Below are 24,574 nucleotides of genomic sequence, written 5' to 3' on the forward strand. Positions count from 1 at the left end.
TTAGTAAAAAAAACCAAGAATTACATCTTGGTTTTTTTATGTTTATATCTAAAATATTCTATCAGATTAATTTGATAATACCTCAGACTTCAACGATGATTTTCTAACAATTAATTCAGGAGTCAAAACAACTTGCTTCTGTGTCTTTATTTTTTTACCGTTGCCTACTTCTTCTAAAAAAACTTGAGCAGTTATTCTTCCCATTTCTACTGGTGACTGATCTACCGATGTTATTGAGAGTTCCATAAAACGTGTAAATGGTTCATTACTAAATCCAATAACACTTATATCATTTGGTATTTTAAGACCTTGTTCTTTAATTTCTTCTATAGCTCCCAGCGCAGTAAAATCACTAGATGAAAAAATAGCGTCTGGAGGGTTATCCATAGCCAAAAGAATTTTAGTAGTTTTTCTACCTTCTAATACTTTACTCATTGTTTCTATTACCAAGCTTTCATCAAACTCCAGACCATTATCAATAATAGCTTGTCTGTAGCCTAAATACCTGTTTTTAAAAATTAATATTTCGCGGTTGTTTGATAAATGTGCAATACGTTTACATCCTTGATTTATTAAATGCTGGGTAGCATCATAGCCCCCTTTAAAGTCATCAATAGTTACTGAACTTACACCCGGAATGTCTTTTTTTCTATCAAAAAAGATTAAGGGAACTCGTTTGTTTAACAGTTTATGAAAATGCTCTGTTGTTTCTAATTTTGCGTTTGATATAGACATTAATATCCCATCAACCTGTGCGTTTAATAACGAATTTATATTTGCGATTTCTAAATCTTCTTGGTCATGCGTTTGACAAATAATAACATGGTAGCCTTTTGGATATAATTCTTCTTCAATACCACGAATTACCGATGCAAAAAAGTTACTATCTATACGAGGTACAATAACACCCACATTATAACTTTTACCACTTTTAAGTGCTAGAGCAAGTGTATTTTGCTCGTAATTCATCTCTTTAGCGGTATCGTTAACTAGCTTGCGTGTAGCTTCGCTAATTTTAGGATTATTATTTAAAGCTCTTGAAACTGTAGCGGCAGTAATTTCTAGCTTTTTAGCAATATCGTAAATAGTTGTTTTTTTTTCCATAATGATTACAAACACCAAAAGTATTATAATTTGCTAAAATTAAGCGTTTATGTGTTAAATAATTAATTAATTGAATTATTGAATGGAAATTATTTTACTGTTTCTTTGGTTATTTATTCCTTTTACAACTAATAAGTAATGTCCTGATGATAATTTATTCCTATCTAAAATTATTGAATTCTTTCCTGTTGGATACATTTTTTCAGGTATGGCACCCACTTCTAACCCAACCAAATTATAAATAGATATTTGTATTTTAGAAGCTTGCTTTAAATTGAAAACAATAGTAGTTTCTGAAGAAAACGGATTTGGAAAATTATTAAAGCTTTCAACTACTTTTATATCTTGCAAACCTAACGTACCGCTTTCAAAAGGTCCTAAATCTGGTGCTGGACCATTAAATGGCAAACCAACATTAATACCTTTATCAATTAAATCACTACCAGAAACAAGTTTCATAAAATCGACATCGGGCAAACTACCATCTGCTTTTCTTGGAGCAATTAATAAATTAATATCCAAGCTAACATAATCTGCTGCATTGGCAACTAATCCGTTTTGCCAGCTATTATTAGTTATATCAGTAGTGGTTGCAGAAAACCCGTCAGAACTGACACTACTTACTGAAACGGTATTTTTAATTTTAAGAAAATCAGCAATGTTAGAAGTGCTAAAACTTATATTTTTCCCATTGCTATAAGCGCCACAGTTGTATAATTCCACATTACCCCTATTGCTATTATGATCAAAACCATCAAAAACATTTCCTACGGCCATACAATTTTTATAAATGGCATTATGTTTTAATAATTTATCATCACTTCCACCTGTTTTAAAACCGTTACCATCACCATTACCAACCAATCCGCTTTTTAAATAACCATTTTTTATAGCCCAACAGTTTTCATAAGTTGTTGTAATGTTATCAGCACCTCTTAAGTAACCATCCCATCCGTCATCAAGATTTTGCCATGCTCTACAACCTACAAATTTATTTCCTGTACCCGCATCTAGTTTACAGGCAAAACCATCGGCATTTTCTTCCGAGGAATCAGCATTATAATAAGAATCACAATTTAGAATGGTATTGTTACTTGCTCCACTGCCAATTTGCAAACCAGAATCTTTACATTCACTAAAAGAACAAAACTCGACTAAATTATTGTTTCCACTAATAAACATGCCATTATCTCCAGCTCCAAATACATCAATTCCTTTAATGTGCCAATAACTCCCAGATACTGAAATAGCTCTATTTCCTGAGTTTTCAGCCATTGAAGAAAAATCAAATTTAATTCTTGTTGTGTTAGAAGGATTTGGTGATAATGAAATTAAATTACCATTGGTTCCATTTTTAGTAATACTTATTTTAGTACTAAAAGTATAAGTACCGCCATTGCTATCACTAATATAAATATTGCTTCCAGCAGTTGCTCCAGAAAGTGCCGTTAGTAATTCTTGTGGCGTAGTCACAAAAAAATCAGCAACTGCAATAGTGTTCATTTCTTTGTTTTCATTTTTAATTGTTGCAAATGAAACAAAACTATTTAAGAACATAAAAGTTATTATAATTTTCGTGGTCATATTAAGTGTTTTTAGAATTGAATAAATCATGTTTTTAATTGATTTATTTTAATTTATTTTTAGGATGTTTTCAGTTTAATTAAAAATTTGTGTCATATTTAAATACCTTATTTAGGAAAGCGATTGTATAATTTAAAGTGGTTTCAAACCAAGGATGCATTAACCAAAAAGAATGTGGACTCTCTGTAATAGTGTACATTTCATTATAAATGTGATACTTATTCAACATGGTTATCATATCATCACGCCCTGCATGAAAACGGGGTTGCGTACTATTTATAAATAATGTTGGAGGCGTATTTTTATCTACATATTCTAAAGGCGAAGCTTCTTTCCAGTTTTTATAATTTTCTTCTTTAGAACCATTAAGCCAAATTCTTGCCATTTTTCCTTCTGAAGAGGCTTCCGGATGAACAAAAGATGTAATACCATCAATGTTTATTATAGCCTGAACTTCATCTGAAATTTTAGCATCAGGTTCATAAAGTGATGAATTAGGTGTAACCCCAACAAGCGTTGCTAATTGAGCTCCAGCTGATGCTCCCAAAACAGCTATCTTATCTGTATTAACATGATATTTTTTTGCATTTTTTCGCATGTAAACAATGGCATCTTTTAAATCGATAACCCCTGCTGGATATGGAGCTTCTAAACCTAATCGATACGAAACCGAAATACCAACATAGCCTTTTAAAGCTAAATATTGAGCCATTATCCGTTGGTTTTCTTTACTCCCAGTAAGCCATCCGCCTCCATGAATTAGTAAAACTGCAGGATAGATTATATTACTATCAATATTAGGAATATAAACATCTAATTTTAATTTGGATGTATTCGTTTTTTTATAGACTATGTTCTCTTTATATTTTATTTCCTTTGATTTTAAAGGTTCAATGGGTGTGATAAAAGGGTAATCTTTTTTTAGTTTTTGATAGGTTAATTCAATAGTATAAGGTGGAAATGATGGTTTTTCTTGGGCAATAGCGTTCGTAACAATACAGATTGTTAAAATCAAACTTGCTATGTATTTAAACCCTTTCATTTATAAAATATAATTTATACTTTTATTTAGTGATTTTAAAATAATCAATATCTGCATAACCACCCCGTTTAGCTTCCTGTGTACTTATGCTGAATAAACCAATTTTAGCACCTATCCACTTGCCTTCTTTAGCTTTAAATGCTTTTCCTATTTTTTTGAATACCCTTCCGTTTTCAGAATATAAAAACTGGCACATAGCATTTGGTGCAGATACTTCCACTTTAAAGTATGCCGAATTTGAATTTAACTTTATTTCCTCATTAATGCTTTCATCAACACCATCTATAGCATTAATAGCTTCATTTTGCTTTATAAAATAGCCGTTTTCATTATGGGTAATACTTAAGGTTGCATAATCCATTCCCATAATAATGAGTCCAGCAGTTTTACCGCTTTCTGCTTCTTCTGGATACAAAGCAATCTTAGTTGTTGCTGTAAAGTTTGTGGCAGGGAATTTCTGAAGAAGTAAGTTTGGAACCATCCATAAGTTTGGTGTAGCTTCTGGAATTTTAATAGAAAATAGTCTTAAATAATTATTACCTGGTAATTTTGCATGCCAAATAACTTCTGAATTTGCATTCCATTGCCATTGTAATCCTATATTGAAACCATCAAAATTATCGGTTTCAGAAGGTGTTACAATTGGATATGTTTTGCCAATATTTGGTTTTTTATGTGTTTGAACAGGTTCTCCAATATCATTTTTATCAAAATCTTCTCCCATAATTGGCCAATCATTTTTCCAAGACATAGGCTGTAAATGTACAATTCTGCCATAAGCCTGAACATCTTGAAAATGATAAAACCAAGATTCTCCGTTAGAAGTATCAACCCATGCACCTTGATGTGGCCCATTAATTTTAGTGCTCCCTTGTTCTAAAACCACTTTTCTTTCATATGGACCATAAATATTCTTAGACCTTAAAACAACTTGCCAACCCGTAGAAACCCCACCAGCAGGTGCGAAAATATAGTAATAGCCGTTTCGTTTATAAAATTTTGAACCTTCAATAGTATCATCTTTTTCATGACCATCATAAACATGAGTGCCAGCATCTATTACTTTAGTACCTTCAGCATTCATTCTGTTTACAGTTAATAAACTTTTAACCCCCGCTCTACTTCCTGCATAAGCATGTACTAAATAAGCTTCTCCATTATCATCCCAAAGCGGACAAGGATCTATAAGTCCTTTTCCTTGCATTACTAAAATAGGTTCATCCCATTTACCATAAGGATCTTTGGTTTTTACCATATAAATACCAAAATCTGGATCACCCCAATAAATATAAATTTCACCTTTATGGAAACGAATTGCAGGTGCCCAAACCCCATTACCATGCTGTGGTATTTTAAAATTATCTAAAGGTACTTGTTGTGGTAGCGCATGGTTTATTAGTTTCCAATTAACCATATCATTAGAATGAAGAATTGGTAATCCTGGAGTTGCATTAAAACTAGAGGCAGTCATGTAAAAATCATCGGCAACCCTTACTACATCAGGATCGGAATAATCAGCATAAATAATTGGATTTTTATAAAACCCATTACCATTATCTGCTATCCAAACTTCGGACACATAAGGTTTGTTTGATTGAGCCCATAGAAGCGTATTAGTGAAAATCAGGATTAAAAATAAAACTCGCTTCATAACCTATTTAGTTACTTATTTAATTCTAAACTTGCCATAATGAAAGGTCCCGTTCCTTTTGGGTCGTTAGATCGGATAGGTTCATTTGTATAATATTCATAAGAACCATCTCTATATGGATTTCCACCCAAACCGGCAACGGCACAACATTTATTAAGGTTTACTATACCGTTTTCTTCAACTGATATTAAATTATCTATAAGACCAGTATATGCTTTATTTGCAACTTCTAAAAATTTTTCTGGCAAATAGCCTTTACGAACACCTTTAGCAAATGTATAGGTAAACATAGAAGTTCCTGTAGCTTCTAAATAGTTTCCTTCTCTGTTACCTTGGTCTAAAACTTGCCACCATAAACCAGACTCGTCTTGTACATTAGTTATGGCTTCAGCATATTGATTCAAATATTTTATGATTTTTTCACGACCTGGGTGATTTTCAGGTAAAAAATCCAGCACATCTACCATAGCCATTCCGTACCACCCCATACCTCGTGACCAGAAATGTTGAGAATTTCCAGTTTCTTTATTTGCCCATTTTTGCTCTTTACTTTCATCCCAACCGTGGTAAAGTAAACCTGTTTTCTCGTCTTTGCTGTGTTTCTGTATTAAATCGAATTGCAAAACAACATCGTTATAAATTTTTTCCGTTTTAACAGGGTCATTTACATAATCTCTTGCATAATGTGTATGAAAAGGTTCTGCCATGTACAAACCGTCTAACCACATTTGATTAGGGTAGATTTTTTTATGCCAATAACCGCCATCCGATGTTTTTGGCTGAGATTCCAACTGAGCATTTAAAGTTTCCATAGCCTTTAAAAAACGATCTTCTTTTGTTTTTGGATATAAAAACAATAACACGTCGCCAGACTTAATCATGTCTAGGTTTTGATTTGATAGTTTATAAGTATCAATAGTTCCTGTACTATCAATGAGTGTATTAGCATAATCATAAATATAATCGTAATATTTTTGATTATTTGTTTGCTCGTAAACCCTTGCACATGCACTTAACACTAAACCTGGTGTATAGGTCCAACGAGGTTTATCTGAAAAATCAAGTTTTGTTGCCTCTGGAAAACGTTCAATTTCAGAAAGCATCATACGTTCAGACCATTTTAAGTTTTCTGGAACAATATTTTCTATAGTTTTAGTATCAACTACTTTTTCATTTTCTTTAGCATTTTTGCAAGCTGTAGTTAATAAAACTAAAGCTATAGCAAATGGTACTATTTGTTTTATAGAATTTTTCATTAAAATATTATTTTAAAATGTTCGTATTATCTAATGCTTCTAACTTAGTATTTAAATCTTGAATAAAAGCTTCTTGGGTTTTAATACCATTTTGCTCTTGTTCCCATGCACCTAAAAAATAGTACGTTATGGGTTTAATTGTTGGTTTAAAAATTACTAAGTGGTCATCAACTCCTGTTTTTTGTTCAGCTACATCCTCAAGATTGTAAAATAACGCCATTCCTAAATTGTCTGGTGGACTTGCTAAAGTCTGTTTTCCATAAGTGGCTATATATGCCCATTTTTTTTCTTCTTTTTTTATAAGTGGAATTTCTTTAAATTTAACAATCCCTGTACAAATACCCGCAATTTCTTTGGATGGTGTTAGTTCTGATTTGGTATATCTGTCTTGAGGATAAATGGTTAGTTTTGTGTTTAAATCGATACTTTCGTTTCCCGATTCCCAACCCTGATAACGAATGTTCACAGATGAATTATTATCTGTATTATCAATTTTCGCAAAGGTGTTTTTTACACTTTGAAAATGAACCACAGTATCTGCAACTATACGCCCAAAACTGCCAATTCCCATAGATTTCCCTGCTTTTAGAATATCCTGACCCCAAGGTGAAGGTTCATGATATGAATCAAACCCATCTTGTCCAACATAAGGAAGCACTAAAGAATCTACTTTTTTTCCAAAAATATCTATGGCATTTCTCCAATCTAGATATAAACGATAACCAATTTGGTTATTTTCCCAACCTGGACCTTCATAGCGTAAAAACCAAGTATGGTCTGTATGTTCTGAAGGAACTTGAAGTTCATCTACATTTTTAAAAGACGTTCCAGCACTATATTCTTTATGTCCTCTTGAACCATCAACCCAATCCCCGCCTTGAGCAATAGAAATTTCAGCATAAGTTTTGTGAGCTAATTTTACTTCTACATTATCATTTAGTGTGTTTTTAATACTATCTGTTTTTTTCTCTTTACAAGAAAAAAGAGTAAAAATAAATAGGGTTATAATGACTATGTTTTTCATAATATACTATTACTTTTTAATTATATTGTTTACCGTTTATTGTTGTGTTCTTATATAGGATAGGTTCACAATTTTCTACCGACAACGGTGTTTCTGCATTTTCAATATGAACGTTTGTAAACGTTACGTTTTTTACAAAACTTTCTGGTCTGCCTTTTATTAAGACACCATATTTTCCACCATTTTCAACTTTAATATCTTGTAAATGAATGTTTTTAACAGATGGCATAAAATTGCCTTCTTGCGGACCGTAGATAGCGTAATATAAATTAATTCTTAAAAGGGATTCTTTTACTTGACCTACCTCAATGTTTTTAACGTACACATTCTCTACAAAGCCACCTCTCAAGGTATTTGTTTTAATGCGGATAGCTCGGTCTAACTCCGGACTATTCATTTTGCAATCTCTAACGTACACATTTCTTACACCTGCCGAAATTTCACTGCCCATTACTACGCCTCCATGACCATCTTTCATATTGCAATTTTCAACCACAATATTTTCACTTGGAATATTAACCACTCTACCATCGTTGTTTCTACCAGATTTGATAGCAATACAATCATCACCAGTATCAAAAACACATTTATTTATATGTACATTTTTTGAGTATTCTGGATCGCAACCATCATTATTTGGTCCATGACTTTTTACAGTTACTCCTTCTACCCTAACATAATTACATTTTATAGGATGTATTACCCAAAACGGTGCGTTTGTAAACGTAACACCTTGTATTAATACATTTTCACAATCAAAAGGTTGAATAAAAGAAGGACGTAATTGATAACCTTCTCCAAAAACACGTTCGGAAACGGGCGTATTATTTTCAGACATAGCCCATAAACGTGGTAAGTTATGCTCATCTTTTTGCTGAGGCGTGCCTTCTATGTATCCGTATTCTTCTTTACTGCACCAAGGCCACCAATTAGTATTGCTAGCTTGACCATTAAAAATTCCTTTACCTGTTACTGCAATGTTCTTTTGTTTGTAAGCATAAATTAATGGTGAATAATTCATTAATTCTTGACCTTCATACGATGTGTGAACAACGGGTAAATAATCTTTTTTTTCAGTTGAAAAAAGGACTTCTGCTCCTTCTTCCAAATGAAGATTAATATTGCTTTTCAAATGAATGGGTCCCGTTAAAAAACGACCAGAAGGAATGATAACTTTACCTCCACCAGCTTCACTACAAGTCGCAATAGCTTTTTTAATGGCTTCGCTATTATTAGTTACTCCATCTGAAATTGCACCAAAATCAACAATATTATAAGTGCTGTTAGGGAATTCAATATCTTTTATTGAGCTTATGATTTTGTCGGCTTCATCAAAAACATCTGCTTCTTTTACTGAATTCTCTTTAGTTTTACAAGCATTAAAAAGCACTGCAACTAAGGAAAAACAAATAAAAGAATATACTGAATAAGGCTTGTTTATTTTCATAAGAATCATATTATTTTGATGGCAATTTATTGAAATTTTGTTTTAAGATTATATTGAAAGAGGTATGCAAAACCACATACCCCTTTTCAATTATTATAATCTATGTATGTGTACTTATTAAAGTCTCCAACGTGGATCTCCCACATTATTGTCTTTTAAAGTTTGGTTTGAAATGGTAAAGTTTCCACCTGCTGCATTTGTAAAACCAGGATTAAGTGTTGTGTATGTAGTAGTACTATCAAACACGGTACTAGTAGCATAGAATGCTGGAGCATTATAATAATTATTTTTCGAAAATGTAGGTGTCGGGTCTGTTTTACTTTGATTTGAGTAATATGCCGATGTTTCAGCAAATAAATTATTTGTAACAGTAATTTTATTTGTTTGGAATCTTACATATAAAATTCTATCGTCTGTATTTGAACAGCCATATAGAGTACATCTATCTAGAAGTACGTTACATACTACTCCTTTTTGAGTTGATGTTCCTGCATCGTCTAACCTAAAAAAATCACGACCAGGCGCACAATTATTAAAGGTACTTGTATTAACATTAACATTTAAAACATCTGAATTTCTGAAATCGATAAAATCACCTCCATTAGTTAAAATATTGGTAGCAATGCAGTCTTCAACTGTAAGAGATTGCACAATAGCATCGGTAACGTTACCCGCTATGAAAGATCGATCATAATCGTGAATATTACAACCACTGATCAATAATGAATTATAATTACCAACATCTGAATATCTAACAACATCAATGATCATTGAAGGTGTGTCTCCTGTTAAATTTAAATCAATTAGACTAACATTGGCGGCACCAGTAACTATTGAGAAACTAACTTTTAACGATGGCTTAAAATCTCTTCTTAACCCTTGTATAGTAATCGATTTATCTAAAGTTATTGTACCGGTCTGTGAAGTGTAATCGCCTTGTTCTAATAATAAAATATCTCCAGGTGCAGCATCAGCAATCATTTGAAATAAATCATCAGTAGGTAATACCAAAGTATTATCCCCTACATCAATTCCAGTAGTAAAGGCTGCTGTTCCTCTAATTTTGGCTGAATTGAATAATTTAGCTGTATAGGCAGTTTCACCAGTCAATCCTGTTACGGTTGCTATCCCATCTGTTTTTTCTTGAGCGGTTATAATATGGGTTATATCACCTGGCTGAAGAACAAGTTGAGTGACATTACTGTTTGCAACCCATCGAAAAGTAACTTTAGTTGCGGCAACATCACCTGGTTCAAATGGCAACATAATTTGCTCCGTTAAAGTTGTGGCAGTTTCAATGGCCCATGTAGAGTCTTCCAAACCAATTGAACTTATAGCTTTAACTCTAATAGAATACACTGTTTCACCTTCTAAAGCAACTTGGATTGGTAATTGAGATGGTATTACTTCAACTGTTTTAAAAATAGAAGTAAAATTTGGGTCGTCTGCACTAAACTCTACAAGATATTTAGATATATTTGGGCGAACGGTCCAATTCAATTCTACAGTAGTTTGATTTCTAATGTTTGCAGTTAGTGCAACAGGAGCAAATGCTCTGTTTACGTCCAGATCATTAATCACCTCTTCATCATAACCACAACTAGTAATGGCAAATGTTAGGCATAGTATAAACAATGCTTTTATTATATATTTTGTTTTCATAATAACTTATTTTAAATATTTTAAATTCTTAATAGTTATAATCGTTGACCAATTTACCATTACTTCCGTCTATAAATACTTGCCAAATAGGCCAAAATTGTCTATTATCTGGATTTACACCTGTTTTGAAAAGCGAATTCACTTTGATATCCGTTAACGCATTCCAAGTTTTAGCAGTGTATTCTGGACCTGGATCTGTGGTTTCTCCTCTATTCAAACCATAAATTTCCAGGGTTTCATTGTCTGCCTTATATTTATAATATAATGTAGTAGGGACATCGGCATAATCACCTGTACGATTTTTTAAATTCGCCATTTTAACTTTTGCTTCTGCTAAATTTGAACCAAGTAAATTCCAACGAATAAGGGCTTGTTTACGAGTCATTTCGCCAACAAATTCAAATTTATGTTCTTTTACAATAGCATCGAACATGCTTTGTTTTGTTGTTAGGGTATTGAAGTAAGCATCTACTTTTATAGGTCGGTCTGCTGGGGCAAATGCTCTATTACGAATTTCTCTTAGATAAGGAGCTGCTGATGCTGGCCCTTCCAATTCATTAGCAGCCTCGGCAGCTATAAGAAGTACTTCAGAATAGCGCATATACATAAAATTAACACCATCATCATTTGTTGAAGTTACAAATCGTTTCATCCATTCATATCTGTATTTTCCAAAATACCAGGTATAGGAGTTTACTAATTCTTGTTTTGCAATACCATTTATTGGAGTTCCCCAACCATAAGGCACACAACTTACATCTCTGCGAGAATCCGTTTCGTCATAATCGTAAAATAAGTTTGGTAATGGACCTGCATTACCTCCTCTTGGTTGCGCTGTATATTGATCTGATCCATTGTGTCTTACTGCAAACGAAAATAACACACGACCACGTCCGTCTGCAAAAGGTATTTCCCAAAGCGATTCACCACCAGCGGTAAGATTTTCTTGGTTATATTTCATCCAAAAGTCTTGAAAAGATGGTTCTAATGAAGCTTTTCCACTATTAATAACATCTCGACATTCACTAAGTGCTAATTGGTACATCGCAGCGACAGAAAGTTCTGGATCAGTACTTCTTCTAACAGCGTCCGGATATTGTTGAAAGCCACTGGCAACCATTGCTAAACGTGCTCTAAACCCTTTTACAAAGGCTTTATTGATACGTTCTACTGTTGTAGTAGAAGAGGTTTCGTTAGGCCATGCGACCAATGTTGAAGCTTCTCCCAAATCGGCAATAAGTTGCTTGTAAATAATATCGCGACTTGATTTTGCGATGTATAAAGTTTCTGAGTTTATAGGTTCAAAACGCGCAGGAACATCACCCCAAGCTTTCATTAAATCGGCATAATAAATAGCTCTTAAAGTTAAAGCTTCTCCTAACAACTGCCCTAGTTCTGTCCCAGGTTCTGGGTTGCCAAAAGTTCGTAAACCTCTAATACATATATTTGCACGTTCAATACCTGTGTACATTTGCGACCAAGCATTGTTCTCAGTATTCATTTGCGAATTGTTTGGTTTCGCATCATAAATCATAAGATCTGCCTGTGCATCATTCTCTTTATCTGAGTTAAGGTTCCATTCTGCATCTGTATTAAAACCATAAAAAGGTATAAAACGTCCTCTATATGAGTTTGTTTGACCAAATGGCTCTTTTATTCCATCTACGGCACCTTTAGCTAATCCAGCATTGGAAAAAATTATAGATTCGTCTAAGGTTGATTTTGCTGGTGCTTCTAAAAAGTCTTCCTGACAAGAGGTAAAAAGACCTGTTGTTATTCCAATAATTATTATGAGTATTTTTTTCATTTTATTTTTTAATAAATGATTAATTAAAAGTTAAGGTTTAGACCCAAAACCAAAGATCTACTTCTTGGAAATGCCGAATAATCTACCCCAGGTGTTAAAGGTGTTTTTCTTCTTGTAGAAACCTCTGGATCTAACCCTGAATAGTTTGTAATAATGAATACATTATTAGCCGTAACATACAATCTTAGTTTAGAAAGTCCCATTTTGGAAGTGATTAACTCTGGAGCTGAATAACCTAAAGTTAAAGTATTCAATCTTAAAAAAGAAGCATCTTCTACTGCCCAATCACTAAAAACATAATTGGTAGAATAAGGTGACCACATGGTAGTGTTTGCGTTAAGTGCTGCTAATTGAGTAGGCTCTGTTACTAAAGTTCCAGTAGCAACATCTAAATTTGTCCATCTATTGCCATCTACCATAATAGAGCTTAAATTTCTATATTGCCCGTTATTATTAGAAGTAGTATACTCAATTTTATTAGCATTATACACATCATTCCCAACACTCCAATTAAAAGCTGCAGAAAGATCAAAACCATAAGCATTGGCATTAATAGTCATACCCCCTGTATGTTTTGGAAGCGCATTCCCAATAATAGTATTGTCATTTACATCTACCACTCCATCCCCAGTTATATCTTTCAATTTCATATTTCCAGGTCTTGGAACTCCAACAATACCACTATTATTGGCAACACCAGATTTTAAAGTATAAGCACCTGTGGTTGTGTTGTAATCAAAATCTGATACCTCATAGCGACCATCACTCTTGTAACCGTACATAACACCTAATGATTGCCCTACATTTATAATATAGTCATTTCCTATTTGTGAAGATGCCCAGTTTGTGTTAGCCCCAAAATCTTCTAGTAAACCAAGTGAATTTACTTTGTTCTTATTAACCCCTATGTTGAAAGCAAAATTTAGCCCATAATCGGCTTTTTGTATAGCGGCAATACTTAAAGAAGCTTCTATACCTGTGTTTTGATTTTCACCCATGTTTCTGTATTGGGTATCATAGCCTGTTCCTGGAACAGGGAAATTGATTAAAAGATCACTTGTGAGGTTTTTATAAGCTTCTACAGAACCACTAACACGACCCTTAAATAAATCGAAGTCTAAACCAATATTTTGAGTAACCATAGTTTCCCATTTTAAATCTGGGTTTGCTAAAACTTTTGACGCTGCCCAATAATTTGCTACACCGTTAATATATGTAGTAGTGCTCGATTGAAAGCTTTGTACAGTTTGACCTGATGGAATATTATTATTTCCTGCTTCACCGTAACTTACCCTAACTTTTAACAAGTCTAACCAAGAAACATCCTTTAAGAAGCTTTCTTCTGAAACTTTCCATGCTACTGCTGCAGATGGAAAATATCCCCAAACATTATCTCCTATGAATTTACTGGATCCATCGGCGCGATAGGTAGCAGTAAGTAGATAACGATTTTTATAATCATAATTCACACGACCAAAAAAGGACAATAATCTATCATTTGGACTGTAAAAGTTATCTACAGAAATAGGTGTACCTTGTGAGGTAAGCTTTTGGGAAGTACTAAAATCAAAGAATTTTGGAAGCCCTTGTATTTCAGTTGTTAGTTCATTTCTTGTTGAAAAAATCATTTCTTCACCAATAAGGAGTTTTAAACCATGGTCATCACCCAATAATTTCTTAAAATCATAGTTAAGAGTATTTGCATTTCTAAAACTCTCTCTTTTTTCATCACTGATAAGTATGGATGGCAACCCTTGGTTTTCTGCAGATGGTCTGTTGCTTGCATAGTATGTGGAACGACCATAAAAACGATAGTCTAAGTCATTTCGGTTATCCAAACCTAAATCCATTTTGTATTGAAGGTTATCAATAATTTTCCATGAAAAACTACCAAGCATATTGAAATTTTTTCTAAGTTGTTGGCGTTGGTTATCTGCTACAGCCACAAAAGGATTTACCAAATAAGAAGATAATGCCTCATCTGTATTGTCTGTAGTTAAACCTGGAAGCGGTATTGGCGAATATCCAACTACGTGCTTATAACGAGAATCTGCAGAAGAAACCTCATTTTGTTCATTAGCACCACCCCCATTAATTTCAGTATCTGAGTATCGTAATGTGAAGGACAAATCTATTTTCTCACTAGCCTTACTTTTTAAGGATAATGATATATTGTCTCTTTTATAATCAGAACCAACCATGATGCCTTTAGCATCATAATGAGCATAATTGAAATTATAATTGATTTTTTCAGAACCTCCTCGAATGCCAAGGTCACGGCTTTGGGTCTCTCCCATTTTGCCATAAATTTGTTTTTGCCAGTTGTTCCCTTTTAACCCATTATATTGGTCTGCATCTTGCCAAAGTCCAAATATACTTTCGTAAGTCTCTACTCGGTCTCTAAGCAAAGCGTACTCATATTGCCATTTTACAAAATCACTAGGATTTAGCACATCAATTGTTTCTGCTATTTTAGACACGCCATAGAACATATTGAAATTTACAGACATTTTACCGTCTTTTCCGCTTTTGGTTGTTACAATAATAACTCCATAAGCACCTCTTGAACCATAAATAGCTGTTGAAGAAGCGTCTTTTAAAACCGTAATGGTTTCAATATCAGAAGGAGTTACGTCACTTAAACTGTTTACAGGAAAACCATCTACAATTACTAATGGTGAGCTATCTTGAGTTAACGACCCTCCTCCACGAATTCTAATGTTGACTTCGGCATCTGGCGAACCCTCAGAAGAGGTTACCTGTACACCTGCTAAACGACCTGTTAAAGCTTCAGACACACTGGCAATAGATTGTTTTTGTAAATCCCCACCTCCAATTGAAGCTACCGATCCAGTTAAATCTGATTTTTTTGCAGTTCCATAACCAATCACCACAACTTCATCTAATGCTTCTAAATCTGGTTTTAAAATTATGTTTATGCTGCTTTTACCTGCAACTTTAAGTTCTTGAGAGGTGTAACCAACATATGAAACTACCAAAGTAGCATTTGTATTAACATTGCTTAAGGTGAAATTTCCATCGAAATCTGTAGAAGTACCATTTGTAGTACCTTTAACAAGAACGGTAGCTCCAGGTAGTGGACCTCCTAGATCACCATCGGTTATTACTCCGCTTATTGTTTTGCTTTGTGCTTGTAAATTATTTGCAATTAGCAAAAACGCACCTATAATTAAAGCTGAAAAAGCCTTTTTATAGAGATTAATTTTTTCTCGCCCTTTAGGAAACGATAAAAGATAATCAAATAATGAATGGTTTGTCATAAATAGTTTATTTAGTTGTTAATAATAGTATGTTTAGCAGTTAATATTTGCTTTAAGCTAACCTCTTAAGTCATATCACAAATACATTTACATTTTATATTGCTTTTAATTAAATTAAAAGCACCACATGAACACATTTAAAGAATTATCAATCAAAACAAAATATTAACAACATCTAAATGTAATCGATTACGCAAATATATAAAAAAAAACTTTGCAACCAAATTATTTGAGTAAATTAACATGGATTGAACCTGAAAAATGATTAATGTGTTTTTCTATTTTTCTTTAATTTTACAATTTAACATCAGATAGTTTTAACTATTTATTGATTTTAATAATAAGTTCTTCTGAATTAAATGAATTCTATTTTCTTGTATTACCCGCTAAATAAAACTACAAAATTAACACAGAGTCAGAGCTTAAGCATAGCTGCCTTTCATTAAAATTAGAGCATAATTAAAAATTTAACTAAAATTAATTACTTACTTAAGATTTTTTCACCTCAAAATAAAATAGATAAAAACTTAAATTTTGAAATCATATAAATAAAAAGATCAAAAAATTTAAACTATTAATTATCAACAAGAGACAAATAAAAATAATTTCAAAAAACTTGGTAAATAAAATTTTAACACTAAATTTGAGCAATCGATTACAATTTTGTAAATTATATAATTTTAATCGATTGCCCTTCTTCTGAATTCCTAATAAATAATTCAATAATCAATTACCTATTACTAATTTTTTTGAAAAATAAAAAAATCGAATTATAACTAAACTAAATAAACTCATGAAAAAACTTTCTTTTTTATTAATGATTCCCCTATTGCTGTTTTCAGTTATAGTAAAAGGACAAACGACAACCTCTTATGACTTGAGAGATGGATCTACTTTTAATAATAGCAATCCAATTACCCAAACAACTAGTCCAGATGGTAAACTAAGAACACAGGCGGCAACTACACAATACCACAGTACGGGTTATGGTGTTGTATTCAAAAACAATAACTCGCTAGAAGTTGATGTTGCTGAAGGAAAAAATACCATTCGTTTTTATGGTTCTGTATATAGCGCAGGAACCATGAACGGAGGCTCAACCCTTGGGGGTAATGACTTAGGCAGCCAAAATGTATTGGTGGCAATTGATAAAACAGGCTATTATGAATTTACTTATACTGGTGGTGCCATTACATTATATTTCACTTTTATTGGTGCTAACGCATATACACCCATCATTGATGTAACCCATGAGATGGTTTTAATAACTAAGACGGATGTTTGGGATTTTGGGGCACAACAATTAGATCCCGTGTTATATAATAATATGTTAACAGAGTCTGTTATAAACTCATTTTATACATATACTACACCTCAAATACCAGGACAATCGGGGAGAAATCTTCCTTCGTTTACAGCTGGCGATTTTGGTTATGTTACTAATAGTACAACTAGTGATAGACTTAGAACATCGAATTTAAATGTTACCAGATGGGATGAAAACATTGCAAGTTCTACAAAATTTACTGGTAGATTGTATGTGAATTCTGGAGGTAATGTAAATAGATATTTAACCTTGAATTTAAATGAAGATGATGAAGTTACTCTTGAAACAAGAACAGATGGTGGTGGAATATATCATTTTAAATATGTAGCAGATCCTTTGGCACAAACAGATATAATAGAGGTACCCGCTGCTGAAACTACTGTTAAATTGGTTGCAAAATCTGCAGGACTCTATCATATAACAGATGTTGTTGGAAAACCAAGCTACTTTAGAGTTTATAGAAAGGCAGCACAATATGTATCATTAACTGGGAATGTTAATGAAACCAATGCTCCTGGTATTCCTTCTGGATATTCAATTAATTTTACTAATGAAGCTGGCAAAACTTGGTCTGCAGTAGTATCTAGTGGCACATATACTATCAATTTACCTGTAGAATATACCTATACAGTAAGTTTAGGAGATGCTAACGGTTATGTTATTGCAAGTGCCTTAACTTTGAATGCAACAGAGACTACTACAAATTTTGATGTTACTGTTCTTCAAGTTGATTTATTCACGGTTAGTGGAAATATTACAGGATTATCCGATCTTTCAAACCTAGTATTAAGTTATACACCAGATCCCCTTGCTAATAAAATTTACAACCCTATTGTTTCAATAAACACTGGAGCTTCAACCTATTCTGTAGATTTAGAAGCTAATGTGGAATATACAATTTCCGCACAAGGTGTTAATGATTACGAGATTTTAGCAAATACTATTACTATAACTGGTGCTCAATCTGCCGATATTAACTTTACCCCAAAACCTGTATATAATGTAACAATAAACACACCTGATTTAAATGCAACCCAGAAAAGCAAATTGAGTTTGACTTTTAAAAATTTAAACGAAACTGGCTATTCTTACAATTTCACTGATGCTAATGCGGTAGTTTTAAGAGATGGTGCTTACAGTGTAAGTTATAGTGGATTGGATGAATACGCTATTGAAATGGCATTAACTTCCAACTTGACTATAGCTGGTTCAAACACTTCAAAAGATTTGGCATTTAAACCAATTACAGAATGGGTTTTTAAAGATAGAAGTATCACCGCAGCTACGGCTTACAAGGGACTTTTATTTACAGGAAGTGTGAATGTAAGAGGCCTATCGAATGGAGATTTACTTGCTAGCTCTGGGGCTACTATTTCTATTCCCGTGCAGGTAGGTGATAAATTATTGATAACTGATTATTACCAATCTAACTATTCCATTGATGGTGGAGCAACAATTAACAACACCTCAAATAGCACAAGCACCAGAATAACAACTAAATATGTATATCCAGGTGTATCTGACGGTATGGTAACTTTAACTACAGGAGGTTCATCATATTTTGTGTCTATTAAAGTTTTACAAATAGTCCCTTATTCTGCTACTATTACAGTTGGTACTGGTAAAGACTATCAAACAATTAATGAAGCATTGAATGCTATCTCAAGAATGGATCGCCCAAGTAATGAACGAGTTACTGTATTGATAGATCCGGGCAATTACGAAGAAATGCTCGTAATTAGCAGTCCAAATGTTACTTTAAAAAATGCAGCTTCATCGCCAAGTATTGCGCTTTTAAATAAAGGTATTGATATTGATGCAAATGCTGTAAGGATTACTTCTTATTATGGTCAAAAGTATAACTTCTTTAGCCAAGGAACCGATAATAAATGGCATGCCGATGTGTTAGCTGTTAACACGGCAAATGGTTATACTGAATATGTGAACCAAGAAGGAACTGGTGGTGGTTCTTCATACTGGAATGCTACGGTAGTTGTAGAATCAACTGGATTTACTGCTGAAGATATTATATTGGAAAACTCATTTAATCAATATATTTCTTTGAAAGAATCACAAGACGAGGTACAACCTAAAGGAGGTGACCCTATAAGACCAACAAATTATGGTAATATATCCGTTCAAGATCGTTCTGCTGGTTATGTTACACAAGCTGCGGCTATAGGAATTGCTGCTTCTGCAGATAAGGTAGTTCTAAACAATTGTCGTGTTATTGGTCGTCAAGATTCTTTTTATGGTGCTGCTCCAGCAAGAGTTGTGATTTATAAAGGCGCTGTGATGGGTGCTGTTGATTATCTATTTGGAGCTATGAATGCTGTATTCTATAAAACAGATTTAGTTTTAAATACGAGTGATTCAAATAGTGATGTTGCCTATATTACGGCGGCGCAACAAAGTAGCGGCAGAGGTTATTTAATGTATCAGTGTCATGTAAAATCACCTGTCCCTGGTATTGAAACAGCTTCCATTAATGGGTCTAAACCAGGCTATTTTGGGCGTCCTTGGAGCCCAAATACTAGTGAAGTGGTATTTTTTGAAACAACCATTGATGCATCAACTTATCCAGATAATGTTGGTCAGTCTTTAATAGTCCCTGTTGGCTGGAATAACACATTGGGAGGCACATCTCCTTATATGTATGAACGCAGTACTATGGAACTTTCTGGAGAAAATAATTCAGCAAGTCGTGCTGCTTGGTCTACAATACTTTCGCAAGATCAATTAACAGATGGTACGCCCATAACAACCTTCAATTTCACTAAAGGAAATGATAATTGGGATCCTATTGCAGAATTAAACAGTTTGAGTGTTGATGATATTATTAAAACATCCTCAAAAGTAAATTTAGCGGCGTATGGTGGTAAAGTTTATATTTCAAATGTAAAATCAAATACTCAAATTAATATCTATAATATTACAGGAGCTTTGGTTAAATCTATAGCAACAAAAAACGATACTAACTTCGATTTTATAAACGGTCTATTTATTGTAAAAATTAAAGATGCCGATGGAAAAAAGACAGTTAAATTAATAGCTCACTAGTACTTTTCAGATTTATTTTTAAAAAAGGTTATCTTAACAGATAGCCTTTTTTTGATAATTCTCAAACACATCTTTTAACATACCAAACTTCAAAAAAATACTATTTATAAAAAATATTTTTATATATTTGGTAATCGATTACAGTAACTGTAATCAATTAACTTAAAACTAATTAAACATGAAACAAAAATTACTTTATTTTATTTTAACCGTTTTGTTTTTTACGGCGAACTTACAGGCCCAAGATAAGATTTGGGACTTTGCTAACCCATCGGCAAATTGGCCGTTAAATTTCGCTGGTGCATCTACACCAACAATAATCGACAATTTAGCACTAGTCCCCGGTAGTGGAATTACTAATTTAGGTCAGATTGATGGAAATAATACATCTTGGACTGATGGTTTTACAGGCTCGCAAAGAATAAAACAAAATGGAGCTGGTGTAGATACCGGAATCATACCTGAAACGGACATGGTCTTTATTCCAACCAAACGTCATATGTATTTTGCCGTTAATGGAGCGTGTACAGTAAAAATATGGTTTAGAGGTGGTGGCACAAGTGCTCGTACACTTTATGTAACTGATGGTTCTGCAGTAGTTGGTAAATTCACAACGGCTAATACGGATCAACAGATTGAGACATTTAACTATTCAGGAGGTGCAGCAAATTTATATATATTTGGTGTTGACAATGCTTTTAATTTATATAAAATGGAAGTGTCCCCTGCCAGTGCTCTCAATACAACTACTCTTGGTTTAGGTTCTAAAGTCTCGGCTGTTTCAACTAATTTACAAGCAATCGGCAACAGAATTTTTGTTTCAAACGTTAAGACAAGCTCAGAAGTGAATATTTACAGTATTACAGGAGCATTAGTAAAATCATTCAAAACAAATAGTGATATAGATTTTGCTTTCAAAACTGGGTTGTTTATTGCTACAATTAAAACTTCAGAGGGTCAAAAAGTAGTTAAACTATTAACCAATTAAGCTTGATAATAATTTAAAAAATAATATAAGGATATCCAACTGGGTATCCTTTATACTATAAAAAAAATTAAAATGAGAAAACAAAAAGGTTGTTTATTATTATCATTAATTTTAGTGTCGTTAGCCCATGGTCAAGAAATAAAAGAGGTTTTAAATGATTCTATAAAAAATTACACCATACAAAATTGTGTTAATCAATTTAATATAGAACAAGCTATACCTACCAAAGTGGGTTACCAATATTGGTTTGCTGATAAAGATTTTATTGATGGAAGAACTCTTAAATTAAGTGTTGTAGTACCTCATCAATCTACCCACGCTCCACACAAACATATTGAAGATGAATTCTTTTTTGTTTTAGAAGGTACTGCAGAATTTTTTCTAGATGGCAAAACCCAAACAGCAGGTCCTTATACCAGTTTTTATTGTCCGTCTAACTCAATGCACGGCATTAGTAATGTTGGAGATACCGAACTTAAGTATTTGGTGATTAAAAAATATAAGATAGATTAAATTGAAAAAAAGTAAACAAACATGAATTATTTAAAAAGAAATATAATTACGCTATTTAGTATTTGTGCCATAACTATAAGCATTCAAGCACAAATTCTTGATAAATCTTGGAAAGAAATAACCGAAATGGATGAAGGTACTTGGTTTGCTTCACAAGAAGCAAAAGATATAGCTGAAAATGTATTGCTTTACCAACATAATATTGGTGGTTGGGAAAAAAATATTCAAATGCAAAATCCTTTAAGTGCCGAAGAAAAAGAAAAATTAAATAAAGAAAAAAGTAATACAGATCATGTTACTACGGACAATGGCGCAACATATCAAGAAATGGTTTTTCTTTCAAAAATGTACAGACAAGTACCAGACGAAAGATACAAGAAAGCATTTCTGGCGGGGTTAGATTATGTTCTGGAAGCACAATATGATAATGGTGGTTGGCCTCAATTTTATCCATTAAGAAAAGGCTACTATACACACATTACTTATAATGACGATTCTATGGTGAATATCCTGAATATTCTTAAGGAAATAAAAGATAAATCGGATTACTTTTCAATAAAACCTTCATCTGAAACCATAGAAAGAGTTACGAAAGCTTTTAACAAAGGCATTGATTGTATTATTAATACCCAATATAAACAAAATGGCGTATTAACAAGTTGGTGCGCGCAACATGACGAAAATACGTTGTTACCTGCTAAAGCTCGTGCTTATGAATTACCTTCATTAAGCGGTAAAGAATCTGCTAAAATAGTATTGTTACTCATGGAAATTGAAAACCCTTCCAAAAAAGTTATTAATGCTGTAAATCGTGCTTATAATTGGTTTCAAAAAGTAAAAATAACTGGATTGAGAGAGGAACGTATTTTCAACGAATCTGGAAAAATAATTGATAAAAAAATGATACCAGATGCTGATGCCCCACCCCTTTGGGCACGTTTTATGAATTTGGAAGATAACAAACCTTTTTTCTGCGATAGAGATGGTATCAAAAAGTCTACTTTAGAAGAAATTGGAGCAGAACGCAGGAATGGCTATGCTTGGTACACTAATCAACCAAAAGAGGTGTTAAAAAAATATCCTAGATGGAAAGAGAAATATGATAATTCGCTTTCCGAAAAAAAAAAGTAAAGTCGCCAAAGGATGATTATAACATGCTAGTTTCAAAAGATGGAACTGGTGATTTCACAACAATTCAAGAAGCCATAAATGCCTCAAAAGCGTTTCCCTATCAACGTGTTCTTATTCATATAAAAAATGGTGTTTATAATGAAAAAGTACATGTTTACTCCTGGAACACGCACATTTCATTAATTGGAGAAAGTAAAGAAAACACGATTATTACTTTTGATGACTATTTTGATAAAATTGATTTAGGACGAAATAGCACCTTTCACACCTCTACCCTATTAGTTGAAGGCAATAATTTTATTGCTAAAAACTTAACTGTTCAAAACACCTCTGGTACTGTTGGACAAGCCATCGCGTTATCGGCAAACGCGGACAAATGCTATTTTGATAATTGTTCGTTTTTAGGCTTTCAAGATACTCTTTACACATCAGGCGAAGGTTTTAAGCAATACTTTAAAAATTGTTTTATTGAAGGAAGTACCGATTTTATCTTTGGTGAAGCGACCGTTTTGTTTGAAAATTGTGAAATTCGTAGTAAAACCAATTCGTACATTACAGCAGCTTCAACTCCTAAAACCCAAGATTTTGGGTATGTTTTTAAGAACTGTAAACTAACTGCCGATGAAAATGTTTCCGAAGTTTATTTAGGAAGACCCTGGCGCATGTATGCTAAAACCGTATTCATAGAATGCAAGATGGGCAAACATATAAAACCGGAAGGTTGGCACAACTGGTCTAATAAAGAAGCCGAAACCAATACATTTTATGCTGAATTTAATTGCAGCGATGAAGGATACAAACCTGAAAGTAGAGTTAATTGGTCTCATCAATTAAAAAAATCTCAAGCAAAAAAATACACCATAGATAATATTCTTAAATCAAACACAAAATGGTATCAAAATCTGTAATTAAAATGAAAAATATAATCAAAATTAAATTCGTAATTCTTTTATTAGTGACTTCTAGTTGTATGGCTCAACAAAGCACCATTTACATGATTGGCGACTCCACAATGGCGAATAAAAAAAACCCTGAAACCAACCCAGAACATGGTTGGGGGCAAGTTTTACCTGAATTTTTTAATAAACAAATAAAAATAGATAACAGAGCTGTAAATGGCAGAAGCAGCAGAAGTTTTATTGTTGAAAAACGATGGGATTCTATATATAATACATTAAAAAAAGGTGATTACGTTTTTATTCAATTTGGTCATAACGATCAAAAAATTAACGACCCGAAACGCTATGCCAACCCGCATACAGCATATCGGAATAATTTAGTTCGTTTTGTATTGGAAACTCGCGAAAAAGGCGCTACTCCTATTTTGTTTTCATCTATAGTTAGACGAAATTTTAATGAAGAAGGTACTTTAGTTGATACACATGGTGAATATCCATTGGAAGTGCGGTTAGTTGCAAATGAGTATCAAGTATCTTTTATTGATTTACAATACCAAACCGAACTACTTGAAGAAACCTATGGTGTTGAGAATTCAAAAAAACTACATTTACATTTTGAATCTGGCGAAAACCCGTATTACAAAGAAGCGAAACATGATGATACCCATTTATCAAGATTAGGAGCCACAGAAATATCTAAACTTGCCGTCAGTCAATTAAAAAAACAAGTGCCTAGCTTAATTAAATTCATCCTTTAAAAAAATCATTCTTCTTTTATATCTATTAAAAAAGGGTTAG

The 24,574-nt window shown here is 33.1% G+C and carries 16 protein-coding genes; 6 read left to right on the top strand and 10 right to left on the bottom strand.

What is annotated here, in order from left to right; translation table 11 throughout:
* Positions 1-66: 66 nt before the first annotated feature.
* The 10 genes from EV196_RS10975 to EV196_RS11020 all read right to left on the bottom strand — a co-directional run bounded on the left by EV196_RS10975 (position 67) and on the right by EV196_RS11020 (position 15,858).
* Complete coding sequence (locus EV196_RS10975; RefSeq protein WP_132217810.1) at positions 67-1,104, bottom strand: LacI family DNA-binding transcriptional regulator; 1,038 nt, start codon at positions 1,102-1,104, stop codon at positions 67-69.
* 75 nt (positions 1,105-1,179) lie between these two features.
* Entirely contained in the window at positions 1,180-2,688 is a 1,509-nt protein-coding gene (locus EV196_RS10980; protein ID WP_165876151.1) for a right-handed parallel beta-helix repeat-containing protein, read from the bottom strand.
* A 79-nt stretch (positions 2,689-2,767) separates the two neighbouring features.
* Positions 2,768-3,730 carry an alpha/beta hydrolase gene (locus EV196_RS10985; protein WP_132217812.1) on the bottom strand — a complete coding sequence of 321 codons (963 nt, stop codon included), beginning with the start codon at positions 3,728-3,730 and terminating at the stop codon, positions 2,768-2,770.
* A gap of 22 nt (positions 3,731-3,752) precedes the next feature.
* A complete protein-coding gene (locus EV196_RS10990; protein ID WP_132217813.1) occupies positions 3,753-5,381 on the bottom strand; it encodes a glycoside hydrolase family 43 protein in 1,629 nt (542 codons plus the stop codon).
* 11 nt (positions 5,382-5,392) lie between these two features.
* The gene (locus tag EV196_RS10995) at positions 5,393-6,637 is read right to left on the bottom strand and encodes a glycoside hydrolase family 88/105 protein (RefSeq protein ID WP_132217814.1); all 1,245 of its coding nucleotides are present in this window, start codon (positions 6,635-6,637) and stop codon (positions 5,393-5,395) included.
* 7 nt (positions 6,638-6,644) lie between these two features.
* The gene (locus tag EV196_RS11000) at positions 6,645-7,661 is read right to left on the bottom strand and encodes a DUF4861 family protein (protein ID WP_132217815.1); all 1,017 of its coding nucleotides are present in this window, start codon (positions 7,659-7,661) and stop codon (positions 6,645-6,647) included.
* A gap of 16 nt (positions 7,662-7,677) precedes the next feature.
* Positions 7,678-9,108, bottom strand: a complete 1,431-nt coding sequence (locus tag EV196_RS11005; RefSeq protein WP_132217816.1) for a glycoside hydrolase family 28 protein — start codon at positions 9,106-9,108, stop codon at positions 7,678-7,680.
* Positions 9,109-9,225: 117 nt separating this feature from the next.
* Complete coding sequence (locus EV196_RS11010; RefSeq protein ID WP_243652226.1) at positions 9,226-10,770, bottom strand: DUF5123 domain-containing protein; 1,545 nt, start codon at positions 10,768-10,770, stop codon at positions 9,226-9,228.
* A gap of 28 nt (positions 10,771-10,798) precedes the next feature.
* Positions 10,799-12,577: a RagB/SusD family nutrient uptake outer membrane protein gene (locus tag EV196_RS11015; RefSeq protein WP_132217818.1), complete on the bottom strand. Its 1,779-nt coding sequence runs from the start codon at positions 12,575-12,577 to the stop codon at positions 10,799-10,801.
* 23 nt (positions 12,578-12,600) lie between these two features.
* Positions 12,601-15,858 (bottom strand): SusC/RagA family TonB-linked outer membrane protein, encoded by a 3,258-nt coding sequence (locus tag EV196_RS11020; RefSeq protein WP_132217819.1) that lies wholly within the window; start codon positions 15,856-15,858, stop codon positions 12,601-12,603.
* 793 nt (positions 15,859-16,651) lie between these two features.
* Here EV196_RS11020 and EV196_RS11025 point away from each other — a divergent pair.
* From EV196_RS11025 to EV196_RS11050, 6 genes are all read left to right on the top strand, one after another.
* Positions 16,652-20,245 carry a pectinesterase family protein gene (locus EV196_RS11025; RefSeq protein WP_132217820.1) on the top strand — a complete coding sequence of 1,198 codons (3,594 nt, stop codon included), beginning with the start codon at positions 16,652-16,654 and terminating at the stop codon, positions 20,243-20,245.
* A gap of 178 nt (positions 20,246-20,423) precedes the next feature.
* Complete coding sequence (locus EV196_RS11030; RefSeq protein ID WP_132217821.1) at positions 20,424-21,233, top strand: T9SS type A sorting domain-containing protein; 810 nt, start codon at positions 20,424-20,426, stop codon at positions 21,231-21,233.
* A gap of 72 nt (positions 21,234-21,305) precedes the next feature.
* A complete protein-coding gene (locus tag EV196_RS11035) occupies positions 21,306-21,746 on the top strand; it encodes a cupin domain-containing protein (RefSeq protein WP_132217822.1) in 441 nt (146 codons plus the stop codon).
* 21 nt (positions 21,747-21,767) lie between these two features.
* Positions 21,768-22,877: a pectate lyase gene (pelA, locus tag EV196_RS11040; protein WP_132217823.1), complete on the top strand. Its 1,110-nt coding sequence runs from the start codon at positions 21,768-21,770 to the stop codon at positions 22,875-22,877.
* 23 nt (positions 22,878-22,900) lie between these two features.
* Positions 22,901-23,785: a pectinesterase family protein gene (locus EV196_RS11045; RefSeq protein WP_132217824.1), complete on the top strand. Its 885-nt coding sequence runs from the start codon at positions 22,901-22,903 to the stop codon at positions 23,783-23,785.
* A gap of 5 nt (positions 23,786-23,790) precedes the next feature.
* A complete protein-coding gene (locus EV196_RS11050) occupies positions 23,791-24,534 on the top strand; it encodes a rhamnogalacturonan acetylesterase (protein WP_132217825.1) in 744 nt (247 codons plus the stop codon).
* Positions 24,535-24,574: the final 40 nt, after the last annotated feature.

The organism is Mariniflexile fucanivorans (assembly GCF_004341235.1).
In the GTDB taxonomy this organism is placed as follows: domain Bacteria; phylum Bacteroidota; class Bacteroidia; order Flavobacteriales; family Flavobacteriaceae; genus Mariniflexile; species Mariniflexile fucanivorans.